This is a genomic window from Streptomyces sp. NPDC001351 (genome assembly GCF_042896045.1).
GTDB lineage: Bacteria > Actinomycetota > Actinomycetes > Streptomycetales > Streptomycetaceae > Streptomyces.
In genome coordinates this window covers 591,383-609,452 of record NZ_JBIAWS010000001.1, presented here as the reverse complement: position 1 = coordinate 609,452, position 18,070 = coordinate 591,383, and the positions used below count along the sequence as shown (strand labels likewise).

Genomic DNA, 18,070 nt, shown 5'->3' with positions numbered 1-18,070 from the left:
CGCCGGGGCGGAACGGCCGATGAGTTCCCCCGCGGACGCGGTCGGCCGCGGCCCGGGACCCGCGGTCGTCAATGCGGTGGCGCCGCGCGCGGTTTTCGGCTTCGGTAAGGGACAGCCGTCCAGCCGGACGCGCTTGTGACGTCGACGAGGGAGTCACGCCATGGACATGAGCCTCGAAGTGATCCTGCTGCCGGTCTCGGACGTGGACCGGGCCAAGGAGTTCTACCGGGACAAGGTCGGCTTCCATGTGGATCTCGACGGCGAGGTGATGGAGGGGGTGCGGATCGTGCAGCTCACCCCGCCCGGGTCGGGGTGTTCGATCGCGCTGGTCGACGGGCTTCAGGTGCCCACGGGGACGCCGCAGCCGGGGACCTACCACGGGATGCAGCTGTGCGTGACGGACGCGAAGGCCGCCCACGAGGAGCTCACCGCCCGAGGCCTGGACATCAGCGAACCCGTCCAGTTCGCCCCCCAGGACGGCGCCACCTTCATGTACTTCAAGGACCCGGACGGCAACGGCTGGGCGATCCAGGAGTACCGGCGCCGGGCCACGGAGCCGCTGCACAAGGTGCTGGCCGACCTGGCCGCCGGGCAGTAGTTCACCCGATCTTCACCCTCCGGGTTGGGCACGGTGGGACGCGGGCATTTTGACGTGAGCATGCTCTGTGTGCACCGCCGCCCCCGTCCTTCCCCCACCGGAGGTTGATGTGCCCGGCAGCAGTTCTGCCCGTGCCGTTCGTTCCGTCCCTTCGCCGTTTCGCCGCAGCGGTACGGCCTTGGCGTCCGCGCTCGCCTTCACGGCCGCGGCTGTCGGTCTCTGGACCGGCCTCAGTGGCTCCTCGTCCGCAGCGTCCGGCGTGCCGTCCCCGGACCACGTGGTCGTCGTGGTCATGGAGAACCACGCGTACAGCCAGGTGATCGGCTCGTCGAGCGCGCCGTACATCAACTCGCTCAGGTCCGGCGGCGCGAACCTCACCCAGTCCTACGCCGAGACCCACCCGAGCCAGCCCAACTACTACGCGCTGTTCTCGGGCTCCACCCAGGGCGTCACCGACGACAGCTGTGTCACCCCGGGCTTCTCCTCGGCCGACAACCTCGCCTCCGAGCTGATCGACGCCGGCCGGACCTGGGCCAGCTACAACGAGTCGCTGCCCGGCGAGGGCGACACCACCTGCAGCGACGGCGACTACGCCCAGAAGCACAACCCGTGGTTCGGCTTCAGCAACGTACCGACCTCGTCCGCGAAGACCTTCGACGACTTCCCGAGCGACTACTCGACCCTCCCCGCCGTCTCCTTCGTCACCCCGAACCTGTGCAGCGACATGCACGACTGCTCGGTGTCGACCGGTGACACCTGGATCAAGGACAACCTCGGCGCCTACGCCACCTGGGCGTCCACCCACAACAGCCTCCTCGTGATCACCTTCGACGAGGACAACCGACTGTCCGGCAACCGCATCCCGACGGTCCTGTACGGCCAGCCGGTCACGGCGGGCTCCACCAGCTCCACCAAGTACAACCACTACGACCTGCTCCGCACCCTGGAGGACTCGCAGGGCCTGACGAGCCACGCCGGCAACGCGGCCTCCGCGTCGGACATCACGGGGATCTGGGCCTCCTGAGACGTACACGGCGGACAGCCGTCCGGCCCACCTGGCCGGGCGGCGCCGCCGGTGGCTGCGGAAGGAAGCGGCGCGCTCGCCTGGTGACGCCGTGCGCGCCTGCGTCACGAGGCGAGGACGAGCTGTGGGACGAGCCCGCTGTCGAGAACAGGGCTGGACGCCGGCGAGAACATCAAGTCGCTGAGTCACTACCCATAGCTCTGAGGAGGCCTGCATCCGGGGTCAGGAACGGATGAACGCGAGGATGTCCGGGTTGAGGACCTCCGGGTGCGTCGACAGCATCCCGTGCGGATAGCCCTCGTAGGACTTGAGGGTCCCGTTCTTCAGAAGCTTGACCGTCAGGGGTGCCGAGTCGTCGCAGGGGACGACCTGGTCGTCGGTTCCGTGCGCGACGAGGACGGGCACCTCGATCTGCTGCAGGTCCTCGGTGAAGTCGGTCTCGGAGAACGCCGCAACGCACTCATAGTGCGCGTTCGCCGCGCCCATCATGCCCTGGCGCCACCAGTTGTAGATCAACCCCTGCGACACCTGCGCTCCGGGACGGTTGAAGCCGTAGAACGGCCCCGAGGGAATGTCAATGAACGACTGAGCCCGGTTGCCGGCAACGCCCTCGCGGAAGCCGTCGAAGACCTCCATCGGCAAGCCGCCCGGGTTGGCCTCCGTCTTCAGCATCAGCGGTGGCACCGCGCCCACCAGGACCGCCTTTGAGACCCGGCCGGGCTTGGCGCGGGCGACGTAGCGGGCGACCTCGCCACCGCCGGTGGAGTGGCCGATGTGCACGGCGCCCCGCAGGTCGAGTGCGTCGGTCAGGGTGGTCACGTCCGCGGCGTAGGTGTCCATGTCGTGGCCGGTCGCGGTCTGTGTGGAGCGTCCGTGGCCACGGCGGTCGTGGGCGATGACCCGGTAGCCCTGCGCCAGGAAGAACAACATCTGGTTGTCCCAGTCGTCGGCGCTCAGCGGCCACCCGTGGTGGAAGACGATCGGCTCCCCATCCCGAGGACCCCAGTCCTTGTAGAAGATCGTGGTGCCGTCGTCGGTCGTGACTGTGCCCATCGCAGGTCCTCCGCTCGTCCAGCCGCACCCCAGCCACGGAGCAACGGGTGGGGGGCACGCGGGACTTCACGCCCAGCGGGCGCGGTCCGGATGTACGGCCCACATTACGCCGTGTCCCTGCGGGCCACATCCGCAGCCGCCGGGGGCCGCGTCTGCTCGGCTCTGCCTGGATCGACGGCGAACGGGATGGGAGCACCCTGCGCACGTCACACTCGGTCGGCACTCGCGAACGGCGCCCCCGTCATCGCGGAGCCTGAGCGCCCCCGCCGGAGGCATGTCCTGACCGAGGCGCTCCGGGTCCACGTCTCTGCTCATGGGCCGTGGCTCGCTGCGGCCCCAGGGGCCGGCCCCGGCGCCCAAGGCGCAGAGGGGTCGGGTCCCAGGGCCGGCCCGCGCTCGCGCGGGCACTTGATCGATGAATCGAAGGTTCTGACCTGCGCCTACAGCACCGGCAGGTTCTTCCGCAGCTCGAACGCCGTGACCTCGGAGCGGTACTCCTCCCACTCCTGGCGCTTGTTGCGCAGGAAGAAGTCGAAGACGTGCTCGCCCAGGGTCTCGGCGACCAGGTCGCTGCGCTCCATCAGCGTCAGCGCCTCGCCGAGGTTCTGCGGGAGCGGCTCGATGCCCATCGCGCGGCGCTCGGCGTCCGAGAGGGCCCAGACGTCGTCCTCGGCGCCCGGCGGGAGCTCGTAGCCCTCCTCGATGCCCTTCAGGCCGGCCGCCAGGAGGACCGCGTACGCCAGGTACGGGTTGGCGCCGGAGTCGAGGGAGCGGACCTCCACGCGCGCGGAGCCCGTCTTGCCGGGCTTGTACATCGGGACGCGGACCAGGGCCGAGCGGTTGTTGTGGCCCCAGCAGATGTAGGAGGGGGCCTCGCCGCCGGCGCCGGCGGTGCGCTCCGAGCCGCCCCAGATGCGCTTGTAGGAGTTCACCCACTGGTTGGTGACCGCGGAGATCTCCGCCGCGTGCTTGAGCAGGCCCGCGATGAAGGAGCGGCCGACCTTGGAGAGCTGGTACTCCGAGCCGGACTCGTAGAACGCGTTCCGGTCGCCCTCGAAGAGGGAGAGGTGCGTGTGCATGCCGGAGCCCGGGTGCTCCGAGAACGGCTTCGGCATGAAGGTCGCCTGGACCCCCTGCTCCAGCGCCACCTGCTTCATGACCAGGCGGAACGTCATGATGTTGTCCGCCGTGGAGAGCGCGTCGGCGTAGCGCAGGTCGATCTCCTGCTGGCCGGGGGCGCCCTCGTGGTGGGAGAACTCGACGGAGATGCCCATCGACTCCAGCATGGTGATCGCCTGGCGGCGGAAGTCCATGCCGATGTTCTGCGGGGTGTGGTCGAAGTATCCGGAGTTGTCGGCGGGCGTCGGGCGCGTGCCGTCCAGCGGGCGGTCCTTCAGCAGGAAGAACTCGATCTCCGGGTGGGTGTAGAAGGTGAAGCCCAGGTCGGAGCCGCGCGTCAGGGCGCGCTTGAGGACGTAGCGCGGGTCGGCGAAGGACGGCGAGCCGTCCGGCATGAGGATGTCGCAGAACATGCGGGCGGTGCCGGGGGCCTCGGCCCGCCAGGGCAGGATCTGGAAGGTCGACGGGTCCGGCTTGGCGATCATGTCGGACTCGTAGACCCGGGCGAAGCCCTCGATGGCCGAGCCGTCGAAGCCGATGCCCTCGTCGAAGGCCTGCTCGAGCTCGGCGGGGGCCACGGCGACGGACTTGAGGAAGCCCAGCACGTCCGTGAACCACAGCCGTACGAACCGGATGTCGCGCTCCTCCAGTGTCCGGAGCACGAACTCCTGCTGCTTGTCCATCTTCCGCTTCCCCATCCTTGCTGGTCAGGCCGCCTGTCTCCTTGTCCCAGAGGAGGCGGTCGGGCACCTGAGCATCACACCACAACAGCATTTCGTCCGCGTTGCCGACCATGATCGGCCGGCTGGCCGCGGGCTGAACGCCTCACCAACGGCGGGTGTACTGCTCACCGCCCATCTTGCCTGCTCGGACCGACATCCGTAATGGGAGGCCCGGCAGAAGGTAACGAGCGCCTCTGCGGGACCCGGCTTTCCCTTGCCCCGTCTGCAAAACATCACCGGTCTCCCACTACGATCAGGCGACCCGACCGACATTTTTTTGCACTCCCCACCCGAATCCCCCAGAAGGACACTGCGATGGCCACCGCCAAGAAGAGCAGCAGCGCGGCACGCAAGGCGCGAATAGAGGAGATGCGGCGCGCCGAGCAGGCCCGCGAGCGGCGCAACCGGATCCTGACGATCGGCGCGAGCGTGCTGGTCGTCGCCGCTCTGGTGGTCGGCGGTGTCTTCATCGTGAAGTCGCAGGACGGCAAGAAGAACGACACGGCGAGCGACACGACGTCCTCGGGCGACGGCAAGGGGCACTTCGTCACCGGCGCGGACGGGGTGCGGACCTGGACGGGCAAGCTCGCCCGCAACCACGTCGCGGGGACCGTCAACTACCCGATGCACCCGCCGGTCGGCGGCAACCACAACCAGGTGTGGCTCAACTGCAACGGCGACGTCTACACCAAGGCCGTGCACGACGAGAACGCCGTGCACGCCCTGGAGCACGGCGCGGTCTGGGTGACGTACACCGACAAGGCGAAGAAGTCCGACGTGGACAAGCTGGCGGCGAAGGTGAAGCAGACGCCGTACTCGCTGATGAGCCCGTACACCAACCAGAGCTCCCCGATCGAGCTGTCGGCGTGGGGGCACCAGCTGAGCGTGACGAGCGCCGACGACCCGAAGGTCGCCAAGTTCTTCGAGACGTATGTGCAGGGCAAGCAGACCCCGGAGCCGGGTGCCTCCTGCACCGGCGGGACGATGTGACGTGAAGAAGCACATCGGCTGGATCGCGGGGACGGCGGCGGCCGCGCTCGTCGCCGCGGGCGCGATCACCTACGCGGTCGCCGAGGACGTCGGGCCGGACACGGGCGCGAGCACGCCCACCGCCGACTCCGCGGACGCGGGGTTCGCGCGGGACATGGCGGTGCATCACCAGCAGGCCGTCGAGATGTCGTACATCGTGCGCGACCGTACGAAGAACGCGGAGGTGCGGCGGCTCGCCTACGACATCGCGCAGACCCAGGCCAACCAGCGCGGCATGCTGCTGGGCTGGCTGGATCTGTGGGGGCTGCCGAAGGTGTCGGCGAAGCCGCCGATGTCGTGGATGGGCATGGGCGACATGCCCGAGCGCGGCGACGGCTCGCTGATGCCCGGGATGGCGACGGACACGGAGCTGAAGAAGCTCGGCACGCTCAACGGCAAGCAGGCCGAGGTCTTCTATCTGCAGCTCATGACGGACCACCACAAGGGCGGTATCCACATGGCCGAGGGCTGTGTGGCCAAGTGCAAAGTCGGAGTGGAGAAGAGTCTCGCGCAGGGCATGGTCGACGCTCAGCAGTCGGAGATCAAGCTGATGGCGGACATGCTCAAGGAGCGCGGGGCGAAAGCGCGTTCATAACCCTCCAGCGGGAACGAAAGCCCCAAATCGCCCTAGATGACGGTTCCTTGGGTTTCTCTTGGCTTTAGCATTCCCCTGGCATGAACGGTTCATCGAAAGAGTGGCCCCCATCGCTTGATCCAATGCCCGCGCCTCCGCCGCGGAGCGGGTTGTCTACGCGGATCACAGCGACGACCGACCACACATGCGAAGAACCGCATCGCAGGGGGTTCTATGAGATCCAACCGCGCCAAACTGCGCGCCGTGAGCATGGCAGCAACTCTGCCCATGGTCGCGGGTGCGCTGGCGCTCGGCATACCCGCGGCGCATGCCGCGGACAACCCCGGCCGGGACGCACTCGCGGGCACCAAGCCCGCGTGGGCGACGGCCAGGGCGGACAAGGGCGACACCTCGAACGGCGCACAGGTCAACCTCCGGGTGTACCTCGCCGGCAAGGACGCCGCCGGCCTCGCCAAGTACGCGAAGGCCGTGTCCGACCCGAGCTCGGCCTCGTACGGCAAGTACCTCAGCGCCAAGCAGGCCAAGGCCCGCTACGGCGCGACCAAGGCCCAGGTGGCCGCGGTCAAGTCCTGGCTGAAGTCCGCGGGCCTGAAGGTCACGGGCGTCACGCAGCACTACGTCTCCGTCACCGGTGACGTGGCCGCCGCCGAGAAGGCGTTCGGCACCGAGCTGCACAACTTCACCAAGGGTTCGAAGACCTACCGGGCGCCGGCCAAGGCCGCCACCGTCCCGGACAGTCTCAAGGGCGCCGTCCTGACCGTCACCGGCCTGGACAACGCGCCGCACAAGGCGACCCACGACGACCAGCTGCCGCCGCCGGAGACCGTGTTCCGCAACTCCGGGCCGTTCTCCTCGTACTTCGGCTCGAACATCGCGAGCACGCTGCCCGACGCCTACGGTTCGAAGATCCCGTACGCGATCCAGGGCTACACCGGCAAGCAGCTGCGCGCCGCCTACGGTGCGGGCAGCTACACCGGCAAGGGCGTCAAGGTCGCCATCACGGACGCGTACGCCTCGCCGTCGATCGCCTTCGACGCGCAGACGTACGCCGGCAAGCACGGCGACGCCAAGTGGTCGACCGGGCAGCTGCACCAGGTCCTGCCGAAGAAGTACACGAACGTCAAGGACTGCTCCGCCGCCGGCTGGTACGGCGAGGAGACCCTGGACGTCGAGGCCGTGCACGCGGTCGCGCCGGCCGCGGACGTCACGTACGTGGGCTCCGCGTCCTGCCTGGACAACGATCTGCTGGACTCGCTGAGCAAGGTGGTCGACAACCACCTCGCCGACATCGTGTCCAACTCGTGGGGCGACATCGAGGCCAACCAGACCCCGGACCTCGCCGCCGCGTACGACCAGGTGTTCCAGTTCGGCGCGGTCGAGGGCATCGGCTTCTACTTCTCCTCCGGTGACAACGGCGACGAGGTCGCCAACACCGGTACGAAGCAGGTCGACACCCCGGCCAACTCGGCGTGGGTGACGGCGGTCGGCGGTACCTCGCTGGCGGTCGGCAAGAACGACACGTACCAGTGGGAGACCGGCTGGGGCACCGAGAAGGCTCTGCTGTCCGCGGACGGCAAGAGCTGGACCAACTTCCCCGGCGCGTTCACCTCCGGTGCGGGCGGCGGCACGAGCAAGACGGTCGCCGAGCCGTACTACCAGCAGGGCATCGTCCCGAACGCGCTCGCCACGGCCAACAGCGCCGACGGCAACCGCGTCGTTCCGGACATCTCGGCGATCGCCGACCCGAACACCGGCTTCCTGGTCGGCCAGACCCAGACCCTGCCGGACGGGAAGACCCAGGCGTACGACGAGTACCGCATCGGCGGCACCTCGCTCGCCGCTCCGGTCATCGCGGCCGTCCAGGCACTGGCCCAGGAGGCACACGGCGGCAAGGCCCTCGGCTTCGCCAACCCGGAGATCTACGCCCGGTACGGCAAGGGTGTCTACCACGACGTCGTCGACAAGCCGACGGGCAAGGACCTTGCCGTCGCGCGCGTCGACTTCGTCAACGGCCATGACGCCACCGGTGGCCTGGCCACCTCGGTCCGCAGCCTCGGCAAGGACAGCTCGCTGTCCGCGGTCAAGGGCTACGACGACGTCACCGGCGTGGGCTCGCCCTCGACCGGCTACGTGGAGTCGTACAAGGGCCACTGAGGCACCGCACCGCCGGTAACGGCACCTGAGGGGCGCGGGATGTTGTTCATCCCGCGCCCCTTCGGCGTACCTGGGGCCCATCTGGAGCGCGCCTGGGGCGTGCCGGGGGCGTGTCCGGGGCGCCCATCACCCCCCGCACCACCCATCGCGTCGCTCTGACGATTACACTGGCGCTCGTGCCTGCCTTGAACTTCTGGTCGATCTATCAGCACGGCTTCGCACGCGTCGCCGCGTGTACGGGCCACACCGTCATCGCGGACCCGCATGCCAATGCCGAAGCGGTCCTGCGCCATGCCCGCCGGTGCGCCGAGGAGGGGGTCGCCGTCGCCGTCTTCCCGGAGATGGTGCTCTGCGGCTACTCCATCGAGGACCTGCTGCTGCAGGACGCCCTGCTCGACCAGGTCGCGGAGGCGCTCGGTGAGGTGGTGGCCGGCTCGGCGGATCTGCTGCCGGTGCTGGTCGTCGGCGCCCCGCTGCGGCACCGCAACCGGATCTACAACTGCGCGGTACTCGTGCACCGCGGCCGCGTCCTCGGTGTCGTACCGAAGTCGTACCCGCCGAACTACCGTGAGTTCTACGAGCGTCGGCAGATCGCCGACGGGGCCGACGAGCGCGGCGGTTCGATCCGGGTCGGCGGCGAGACGGTCCCGTTCGGCGTGGATCTGCTGTTCGCGGCGGAGGACGTCCCCGGGCTCGTGCTGCACGCGGAGATCTGCGAGGACATGTGGGTGCCGGTGCCGCCCAGCGCGGAGGCGGCACTGGCAGGCGCGACTCTTTTGGTGAATCTGTCGGGCAGCCCGATCACGGTCGGGCGGGCCGAGGACCGCAAGCTGCTGTGCCGCTCGGCGTCCTCCCGCTGCCTCGCCGCGTACGTCTACGCGGCCGCCGGCCTCGGCGAGTCGACCACCGACCTGTCCTGGGACGGCCAGGCCATGGTCTACGAGAACGGCGCGCTGCTGGCGGAGACCGAGCGCTTCCCGCTCGGCGACGAGTACGCGGTGGCCGACGTGGACCTCGACCTGCTGCGGCAGGAGCGGGCGCGGATGGGCACCTTCGACGACAACCGGCGTACGCACCGGGCGCGGACGAGCGACTTCCGCACGGTCGGATTCGAGCTGGACCCGCCTCTGACCGACCTGGGGCTGCGCCGTCGGCTGGAGCGCTTCCCGTTCGTGCCGGCGGACGCCGATCGGCTCGCCCTGGACTGCTTCGAGGCGTACAACATCCAGGTCGAAGGCCTTCAGCAGCGGCTGGCTTCGATCGGCGGCCCGAAGGTGGTCATCGGGGTGTCCGGCGGCCTCGACTCCACGCATGCGCTGATCGTCGCCGCCCGGGCGATGGACCGGGCGGGGCGGCCACGCAGCGACATCCTCGCCTGGACGCTGCCCGGTTTCGCCACCAGCGACCACACCAAGGACAACGCGCACGCGCTGATGCGCTCGCTCGGTGTCACCGCGGCCGAGTTGGACATCACTCCGACGGCACGGCTGATGCTGCAGGAGATGGGGCATCCCTTCGCCTCGGGTGAGCCGGTGTACGACGTCACCTTCGAGAACGTGCAGGCGGGGCTGCGGACGGACTACCTGTTCCGGCTGGCCAACCAGCGCGGCGGCATCGTGCTGGGCACGGGCGATCTGTCGGAGCTGGCGCTCGGCTGGTCCACGTACGGCGTGGGCGACCAGATGAGCCACTACAACGTCAACTCCGGCGTGCCGAAGACGCTGATCCAGCACCTGATCCGATGGGTCATCAGCAGCGAGCAGTTCGACGAGGAGACGGGGAAGATCCTGGCCGCGATCCTCGACACCGAGATCAGCCCGGAGCTGGTGCCGGGTGAGGAGATGCAGTCGACGGAGTCGAAGATCGGGCCGTACGCGCTGCACGACTTCACGCTCTTCCACGTGCTGCGATACGGCTTCCGGCCGTCGAAGATCGCCTTCCTGGCGTGGCATGCCTGGCAGGACGTGGAGAGCGGTGCCTGGCCTCCGGGGTTCCCCGAGGCCAAGCGGGTGGCGTACGACCTGCCGGAGATCCGGCGCTGGCTGGAGGTCTTCTGCCGCCGGTTCTTCGCGTTCGCCCAGTTCAAGCGCTCGGCGATGCCGAACGGGCCGAAGGTGTCGGCGGGGGGTTCGCTGTCGCCGCGGGGGGATTGGCGGGCGCCGTCGGACAGTTCGGCGACGGTTTGGCTGCGGGATCTTTCGCGGTTCGACCAGTAGTACTTCCGGCCCCCCTTTCTTCCACTCTCTGTCAATCAACCGGTGAAGACAAGACTGCAATTTTTACGGTCCAACCCAGACAATTACTTGGCGCGATGACCTGCTCTGCTCTCCAAGGGAGAGGACCTTCATGCCAGACATCTGGGATCCGCACGGCAGCCTGCGCCGCATGCTGTGGATCGGCGGCGCGCAGTGGTCCGGGAAGACGACCGTGGCCGAAGCCATTGCCGAGCAGCACGGACTGACCGTCTATCACTACGACTACCACGACGCACGCGGCCACCAGGATCGCCGGATCGCGCGTCGGATCGCCCTGCGCGAGCCGATGGCTGACCCGACCCCCGACCAGGTCTGGGTGGACCGGAGCCCGGAGGAGATGGCCGCCGAGACGCTGGCCGGCTTCCCGATCCGCTTCGAGTGGGCGTTGGACGACCTGCGCGCCCTGTTCACCGGTCGGCCGGCGATCGCCGAGGGGTGGGGGCTGCGACCGGAACTGGTCGCACCGCTGATCGACTCACCCCGGCGGATGGTCGTCCTCGTACCCACCGAGGACTTCCGGCAACACCAGCTCCGCACCGTCCCGCGCGCGGGCGCTCTCCACGCACCTGTCAGCGACCCTGCCCGCGCCCAGGCCAACCGCATCGCCCGTGACCGTCTGGTCGCTGAGGACGCGGTACGGAACGCCCTCCGGCTCGGCATCCGCGTCATCGAGGTCGACGGCACGCTCGACGTGGCGGCGGTGGCGGCAGCGGTCGCCGAGCAGTTCGCTCCTTACCTGGGCACGTCGGCTGCGGCTGCGTGATCGGTCGGCGCCGGGGCTGCGCCCCCAGACCCCCATTGGCCTTCGGCCTCGTCCTCAGACGCCGGACGGGCTGAATATTGCCCCCCGGGCCCAGTTCACCCCTTGAGCGAGGCGACGAAGGGCGCCCAGGCGGCGGCGGTGAGGATGAGGGCGGGGCCGTGGGGGGTCTTGGAGTCTCGGACGGGGACGAGTCCGGGGATGTTGTGGGCGACTTCGACGCAGTTGCCGCCGTCTTCGTTGCTGTAGCTCGACTTGCGCCAGAGGGCGGCGCCCGGAAAGCCCTCGGCAACTTCGAGACAGTGTCCGCCGTCGCCGTTGCTGTAGCTGCTCTTACGCCACGTCGCAGGGCTCAAGTCACTCAGGTTGCTTGCCATTTCGATAGTCCTCTGCCGCTTGCTCGATGAGCTTCAGGGATGCCTCGGGCGGCAGCGCGGCAGCCCTGAGCCGTCCATACGCCTTCGCATACTGCCTCACGAGACCGGGGTCATCGATCAGTTGACCGCTGTACATGCCCTCGGTGTACATGACCGGCGGGGCATCAGCAAAGGTCATGAACCTTGCGGTGCCCATCATGAAGGGGTACGCGCCCGAGTTCCGCGGAAGGATCTGCGGAAATGACCTGCGCCTGCGCGCGACGTCCGCGATGTGGGCAAGCTGGTCGGCCATATCGCCGGGCGGAATGATCGGGTTCCGCAGAAGCGACTCGTGCAGCACGAGCCAAGTCTCCGGCGCCCGCTGGTCCTCGAAGAGCCATGCTCGCTCACGTCGAGCCGCGACCTTTGCTGCCACCTCCTCCTCTGAGTGCGTGGGGTGGGCTGCCAGGACAACGGCCCTGATATACGGCTCCAGTTGGAGGGGCCCGGGGATCAGGGATGGGTCCCACTCCTCAATCTCCTGCGCACGCTTCTCCATCTCCACGACGTCGACGAAGTACTCGGCGTGGGCCCCCTTGCGCGCCCTCCGCACATCCTCGCAATGCCGTTCGAAAAACCCGTCAGTTCCCAGCATCCGATCCGCATGCCGGGCCAGATCGATCGGCATCCGCCGTTCCCCGTGCTCGATGTCGCTCAAGTACGTCTTGCCGTAGAAGCTGCCCCCAAGGAACGCCTCCAACGACAGCCCCGCCGCCTCCCTCTTCCACCGCAACTCCTTGCCGTAGAACGTCGGGACGCTCATCGAGCCGTCAATGTCCTTGCGTCGTGCCATCGTTCACCTTCCGCCGTCCCGCTCGCGAACGCGAAACCCCTTTCACGGTAGCGATCTCAGCGACACTCTGTGAGGAGTTCGTCACACAACGCACAGGAAGAGGAAGGCCCCCCATGCCCGACCACTCCCCCACGGCCTCGGCCTACGACGTGACCCTCTGCGTGGAGGAACTCCGCGCCGCGCTCGCCCTGCACGGCATCACGTTGCCCTCCCTGCGCGTGGATCTCCCGAGCTTCGCCGGTACGCACACACCGCCCGCCGCCCTCATCGCACTCGGGAACTGCAACACCGCAACGGCCCACGCACTGGCTACCGCTCTCCGGAAGACGGCAGTCGAGCAGTGACGTTCGAAATCGACCTGCTCGCCACCCCGAAGGCCGTACCGGAGTTGCGCCACCACCTCCGCAGCCACGACTTCGAAGTCCGCCTGTGCGTAACGGAGTTGCTGACGAACGTGATCGACCACCTCGGCGAGGGCACCCCGGTGACGATCCGTGTCACCGGCACACCCGGCGGCCACACCCGCATCGAGGTCACCGATCCCGACCCGCGCGCCCTGCCGGTCCTCCTGTCCGCCACCGGCACGGCCGAGTCGGGCCGGGGCCTGGCCCTGGTCGACATACTCGCCAGGTGTTGGGGCGTTGACCAGGGAAGGGACCGCAAGACGGTCTGGTGCGAGCTGGCCACACCGGGGCGGTAGTCGGTCAGCCGTCCGCACACAGAAACCACAAAGAATCACCTGTACGAACACTTCTGTGTATGTCTACAGTGATGCCGCGCATCGGCGGAGCCTGACCACTCCGTAGGCGCACATCAGTCAGCGACCGGGGGAACGCCGTCGCTCACGGGGAGGGGTCGCGTCGCCATGCCGTCATACGCCTTTCCGGCCTGCACCCCTGGCTGAACGCAGAACGGAATGCTTCCTTGCACCCCAGACCCTGGTTCCGGCTGCCCGGAACTCGAAGATCACGAAAACTCACGTCCGCTGTCACGTCCGTAGCCGCGCTGGCCGTTCTGGCGGGTGTGGCGGTTCAGCCCGGCCTGGCCGGCCTGCACGCCGAACCAGCGGGCGATTCCTACCCCTGGTATCAGGACACCTCCGCCGAGCAGTTGCGGCAGGACCAGTGCCTGATGTCGCACGTGCTGAGGCTGGGCGGGCCGTCGATGGCCGCGACCGCGCAGGACGGCCTGAACCAGCCCGCCGACAAGCTGCATGTCCTGGCGAACCGCGAGCACTGGGACAAGACGCCGCTGGCCGTGGCCTACCAGAAGGACCGGGACGCGGCGAGCAAGCAGATGGACGATCTGGCTGCTCAGCGGGATGGCTGGAAGAAGCCTCTCGACGGCCTGGTGACCCCCGGCGGGTTCACGGACGCCGCGTTCCACTGGCCGCCCGACGGCGAGCAGAGCTTTGACAACCAGACGGGTCTGGGCAAGTGGGTCGCCGACCGGTTCTGGATGAACGACTCCGACTTCTACGAGGACGACACTCCAAAGGCCGACGACGCGACCCTCAAGGCCGTCGACGCCGTCGGCAACCCGCTCTACGGCAAGGACCCGGACCCGGCCGGGACGACCCAGCAGGAGTGGAACCGGGCGCTGGCCGAGCACAGCGCCTTCCAGTGGATGCATGGCGGCCCGGCCACGAACGCGGGCGCCGACGACGCGCGTATCTTCCTGTCCTCGGGTGGCTTCCCGCATACCGCCCCGCAGCCCGGCACGCCGGAGTACCGCATCGCGGTCGAGGACGTGAAGTCCCGGTTCGCGGCCTGTGGCTGGCGTGACCCCCTCGACCCGGACAACGTGCTGGGCGACATCACCTCCACCGCGGCCGGCGAGTGGCAGCAGGAGGTCTCCTCCCAGGCCACCCAGCGCAACCAGATCCTGGACGCCAACAAGAGTGCCGTCGACGCCCTGGCCAAGGGTGCGAAGGCGCTGAGCGACATGCTGGGGCACTCCTGGGTCGCCGACCACCTCACCCGCTGGCAGGACTACTGGTCCCCGGGCGGCATCGGCTGGATCGGCGACTCCTCCCTGGTCATGCGGGTCGAGGCGGCCCAGGGCAAGTGCCTGGACGTCCAGGGCAGCGGGACGGCCAACGGCACCCCGGTGCAGATCTACACCTGCAACAACAGCGCCGCCCAGGAGTGGAAGTTCGGGGGCCTGTACGACGGCGGCTACTCCCTGTACAACACCAACGCGCGCAAGTGCCTGGACGTACAGAACGGCAACGCCGCCAACGGCACGAAGATCCGGCTCTGGACCTGCAACGGCAGCGCGCCGCAGCAGTGGCAGTTCGACGTCCGCGCCGCCGGTGAACTGCGCAACGCCGCCACCGACAAGTGCCTGGACCTGCACACCTTCACCAACGGCAACGACGCCAAGCTGTACACGTGCAACGGCACCGACGCGCAGAAGATCCGCATCGTTCCCAAGGGACACGACGGCACCGAGAAGCTCGACTACCCCGACAAGGCCCAGTTCACCAAGGCCACCGCCGGCATCTCGGCCGCCCAGACGGGCGCGAAGAAGCAGCTCGCCGTGCTCCAGGCGCAGTTGGCGGCTGCGCAGAAGGCCGGTACCACCTCGGACACCGCGCTTCAGGCCGCCTACGGCATCGCGGACGCGGCTGGTGCGCCGCGCGGCCGTGGTCTGCTGGTGGGCCAGCAGAAGACACAGGTGACCCGGGGCGCGGTGGCAGCCCTCCAGGCGATGGAGAAGGCCGGCGAGACCGCTGAGGCCGCCACCCGCGCCTCGGCCGGTGACAGCGCGACCATCGCCCAGCGGGCGCTCGCCCAGGCCGCGCAGGCCAAGGCGGAGTTCCGCAAGGAGGCCGCCAAGGCCGCCGAGGAGCAGGCCAAGGCCGCCGCCGACGCCGCCAAGGTCCACCGTGACAACGCCAAGGCCGACAAGGAAACGGCCGAGGCCAAGCTCGGTGTCGCACTGAAGGCCGAGGGTGATGCGAAGGCGGCCGCCGCCGACGCCCACGCCAAGCGGCTCGACGCCGAGGCCCAGGAGAAGACCGCCAAGGCGGAGAAGGAGACCGCCGCGGCCAAACAGGCCGAGGCCGCGGCCGACAAGACCGCCGCACAGAATCAGGCAACGGCGGCCAAGGACGCCAAGGACAAGGCCGACGCCGCCGAGAAGACCGCCGAAGGCAAGCGCGACGACGCGAACACGGCCCGCGACAACGCCAAGGCCAAACGCGACGACGCCTGGGACGCCGAGCAGAAAGCTGCGGCCGCCCGGGCCAAGGCCGATGCCAAGGACGCCTACGCCGACTCCCTCGACGCAGGGGACGACGCGACCGCCGCTCGCGCCGCCGCCAACGACGCCGACAAGGCCGCCGACGACGCCGAGACCGCCGCGAAGAGCGCCCGCGCGGACGCCGACGCAGCCACCCAGGCAGCCGCCGACGCCGACGCAGCGGCCACCCGCGCCGAGGCGGCCGCCAAACGCGCCCGCTCCGACGCGGACGCCGCCCAGGCCGACAAGCTGAAGGCCGACGCGGCGGTGAAAACCGCCACCAGCGCCGCAGCCGACGCCATCAAGGCATCCCAGGACGCAGCCACCGAGGCCAAGACCGCGGTCAAGCTCGCCGACGAGGCCGAACAGCACGCCAAGGACGCCAAAACCCAGGCCGACGCGGCCAACACGGAGGCCGGCAAGGCACTAGAAGCCTCCGCCAAGGCCGCCGGGTATGCGCATGTCACCGCTCAGGCCGCCGTGGACGCGGGCAAGGCGGCCCAGCAGGTCGCCAACCCGGCCAACGACGCCATCCAACTCGGTTCGGCCTACGTCGACACCGACTCGGCCGCCGGCCTGGTCGTCCTGACCGGACAGGCATCCAAGTCCATCGCCGACCAGCAGCAGGCCGTCGCCGACGCGCACGCCAAGAACGCCGCCGCCGAGGCCCAGGCCGCCAAGAACCTCGCCGACCAGGCCAAGGGCGACGCCAAGGAGGCCTACCAGCACGCGGCCAACGCCGCCCAGTACGCCGCCGACGCCCGCACCTACTCCAAGGAAGCCCTGGGCTACGCGGCCGACGCCGCTACGGCCGCAGCAGCGGCGCAGGCCTCCCTGGCCCGCACCATCGACTACGACAAACAGGCCGCCGACGACGCGGCAGCAGCCGACACCGCCGCCGGCAACGCCGAGGGCTACGCCAAGGACGCCCGCGACTCAGCCGACGCCGCCGCACTCGACGCCGAAGCCGCCCGCACCGCAGCCAGCCAGGCCGAACAGGACGCCAAAGACGCCCGCGCAGCAGCCGACCGCGCCGACGCAGCCGCCACCGAAGCCGAACAGGCCGCCAAGGAAGCCGCCAAATACGCCAAGGAAGCCCAAGACGCGGCCGACAGGACGGAAAGAGAGGAGGCCAACACGGAGGCGTCCAAGGGGTCCGCTACCGGAATCCCCGGTGTCTTCGCCGTCCCGGACGAGTCCACCGTCCAGATCGTCAGCTCCAAGCAGATCGGCACCTGCCCGGGCATGCCGGAAGCCGCCTTCCAGGGCTGCAACGCGACATACGACCTGGTCGTCACCTACGAGGCTGACTTTTACCTGTGCACCGACGACCAGGCCCAGGCCACGGCCGACGGATGCCCGAAGTCGGCGTGGCAGTTCCTTCAGCGGACGACGCTGAAGGACGTCAAGATCGACAACTGGCAGCACCACTTCTCCGGCAAGGACATCGTCCGCGCCGGATGGCAGAGCCTCTTCGGCGATGTGCCCGGAGCGATCCTCTTCTCCTTCTTCGCCGAAGACCTGATGGACTGCTGGCACGGCAACAAGACCGCCTGCGCCTGGAGCATCGCCGTATACCTCCCGCTTGAGAAGCCTCTAGCCGCGATCGCCGATGCGACCAAGGCTCTGGACGCCGCCGCCAGGACAGGCATTGCCTTCGACGACGCCTTCAAGGCACTACGCAGCCTGGACGGTCTGTCGCCGCTGGCAAAGGAAGGAATCGGCGCCAGGGCCCTCAAACTGTTCTACGAGACGTGCACGAAGCGCAGCAAGGCGGCATTCGCAAGCTCTGCAGGCGGCGCGTGCGCGAAGATTATCCCGTACGCCGGTTCGGAGTTGGCCGTCGTTGCCTATAAGTTCCGGGTATCTAGCGGACTCAGGTACAAGTTCGGACGGAACATCGCCGTTGCAAGGGTTCCAGGATGGGCTAAGGCCACCGGCGCAAAGGACGACTTCGTCACATTTGCGAATATCCCCCTGGGGCTTCACTCCGAGGAATTGATCATACAAAAGCTGGAAGAAAAGGGATTCAACAAGAACCAGATCTCCGAACTCTACAGCGAACGCAGCCCCTGCCAGGACAAGTGCTCTCCTCTTATGGAAGGCATCCCCGTAACCTACTCAACTCCCGACGGACCTGGCTCAGCCCAAATGATCAAGTACATGCTCGACACGTTCGAGCGTGGAAGATTTGCGCGCTCCAATCAACGAGATCTGTCTGAGTGACACACGAAGGGGGCGCCGGAGAGCTGAACCTTGGCGGCGCCCCCCTTTATCCGTACGAAAACGCATCGCTGTCGGCCAGG

At 68.6% G+C, this 18,070-nt stretch carries 14 protein-coding genes and 1 pseudogene; 11 read left to right on the top strand and 4 right to left on the bottom strand.

All coding sequences use genetic code 11. The annotated features are described in order from the left end of the window. Positions 1-49 precede the first annotated feature (49 nt). From ACFY1U_RS02780 to ACFY1U_RS02770, 3 genes and pseudogenes are all read left to right on the top strand, one after another. A pseudogene (locus ACFY1U_RS02780) lies at positions 50-139 on the top strand (pyridoxamine 5'-phosphate oxidase family protein); the annotation flags it as partial. A gap of 21 nt (positions 140-160) precedes the next feature. Continuing rightward, the gene (locus ACFY1U_RS02775) at positions 161-598 is read left to right on the top strand and encodes a VOC family protein (protein ID WP_390692338.1); all 438 of its coding nucleotides are present in this window, start codon (positions 161-163) and stop codon (positions 596-598) included. 178 nt (positions 599-776) lie between these two features. Then, complete coding sequence (locus tag ACFY1U_RS02770; RefSeq protein ID WP_390692337.1) at positions 777-1,622, top strand: alkaline phosphatase family protein; 846 nt, start codon at positions 777-779, stop codon at positions 1,620-1,622. A 222-nt stretch (positions 1,623-1,844) separates the two neighbouring features. On the opposite strand, the gene ACFY1U_RS02765 is transcribed toward ACFY1U_RS02770, so the two are convergent. Together ACFY1U_RS02765 and ACFY1U_RS02760 are read right to left on the bottom strand one after the other, a co-directional pair. Continuing rightward, positions 1,845-2,675: an alpha/beta fold hydrolase gene (locus ACFY1U_RS02765; protein WP_390692336.1), complete on the bottom strand. Its 831-nt coding sequence runs from the start codon at positions 2,673-2,675 to the stop codon at positions 1,845-1,847. 440 nt (positions 2,676-3,115) lie between these two features. After that, a complete protein-coding gene (locus tag ACFY1U_RS02760) occupies positions 3,116-4,477 on the bottom strand; it encodes a glutamine synthetase family protein (RefSeq protein ID WP_099934097.1) in 1,362 nt (453 codons plus the stop codon). Between the two features lie 354 nt (positions 4,478-4,831). Between ACFY1U_RS02760 and ACFY1U_RS02755 the strand changes: the two genes are divergently transcribed. The 5 genes from ACFY1U_RS02755 (at position 4,832) to ACFY1U_RS02735 (ending at position 11,312) form a co-directional block, all read left to right on the top strand. Beyond that, positions 4,832-5,506: a DUF3105 domain-containing protein gene (locus ACFY1U_RS02755; protein ID WP_390692335.1), complete on the top strand. Its 675-nt coding sequence runs from the start codon at positions 4,832-4,834 to the stop codon at positions 5,504-5,506. A 1-nt stretch (position 5,507) separates the two neighbouring features. After that, entirely contained in the window at positions 5,508-6,140 is a 633-nt protein-coding gene (locus tag ACFY1U_RS02750) for a DUF305 domain-containing protein (RefSeq protein WP_390692334.1), read from the top strand. A 213-nt stretch (positions 6,141-6,353) separates the two neighbouring features. Then, the gene (locus ACFY1U_RS02745; protein ID WP_390692333.1) at positions 6,354-8,294 is read left to right on the top strand and encodes a protease pro-enzyme activation domain-containing protein; all 1,941 of its coding nucleotides are present in this window, start codon (positions 6,354-6,356) and stop codon (positions 8,292-8,294) included. A 176-nt stretch (positions 8,295-8,470) separates the two neighbouring features. After that, a complete protein-coding gene (locus ACFY1U_RS02740; RefSeq protein ID WP_390692332.1) occupies positions 8,471-10,510 on the top strand; it encodes an NAD(+) synthase in 2,040 nt (679 codons plus the stop codon). 130 nt (positions 10,511-10,640) lie between these two features. Continuing rightward, positions 10,641-11,312, top strand: a complete 672-nt coding sequence (locus ACFY1U_RS02735) for a hypothetical protein (RefSeq protein WP_390692331.1) — start codon at positions 10,641-10,643, stop codon at positions 11,310-11,312. 95 nt (positions 11,313-11,407) lie between these two features. Here ACFY1U_RS02735 and ACFY1U_RS02730 read toward each other — a convergent pair whose 3' ends face one another. Both ACFY1U_RS02730 and ACFY1U_RS02725 read right to left on the bottom strand, forming a co-directional pair. Continuing rightward, on the bottom strand, positions 11,408-11,686 hold the full coding sequence (locus ACFY1U_RS02730) for a DUF397 domain-containing protein (RefSeq protein WP_390692330.1): 279 nt from the start codon (positions 11,684-11,686) through the stop codon (positions 11,408-11,410). After that, a complete protein-coding gene (locus tag ACFY1U_RS02725; protein WP_390692329.1) occupies positions 11,667-12,518 on the bottom strand; it encodes a Scr1 family TA system antitoxin-like transcriptional regulator in 852 nt (283 codons plus the stop codon). The genes ACFY1U_RS02730 and ACFY1U_RS02725 overlap by 20 nt, the downstream gene beginning before the upstream one ends. Positions 12,519-12,631: 113 nt before the next feature. Here ACFY1U_RS02725 and ACFY1U_RS02720 point away from each other — a divergent pair, with 113 nt between their 5' ends. The 3 genes from ACFY1U_RS02720 (at position 12,632) to ACFY1U_RS02710 (ending at position 17,990) form a co-directional block, all read left to right on the top strand. Next, positions 12,632-12,862 carry a hypothetical protein gene (locus ACFY1U_RS02720; RefSeq protein ID WP_390692328.1) on the top strand — a complete coding sequence of 77 codons (231 nt, stop codon included), beginning with the start codon at positions 12,632-12,634 and terminating at the stop codon, positions 12,860-12,862. Continuing rightward, positions 12,859-13,218: an ATP-binding protein gene (locus ACFY1U_RS02715; RefSeq protein ID WP_390692327.1), complete on the top strand. Its 360-nt coding sequence runs from the start codon at positions 12,859-12,861 to the stop codon at positions 13,216-13,218. The genes ACFY1U_RS02720 and ACFY1U_RS02715 overlap by 4 nt, the downstream gene beginning before the upstream one ends. A 431-nt stretch (positions 13,219-13,649) precedes the next feature. Then, positions 13,650-17,990, top strand: coding sequence for an RICIN domain-containing protein (locus ACFY1U_RS02710; protein WP_390692832.1), 4,341 nt, complete (start codon positions 13,650-13,652; stop codon positions 17,988-17,990). Positions 17,991-18,070 lie beyond the last annotated feature (80 nt).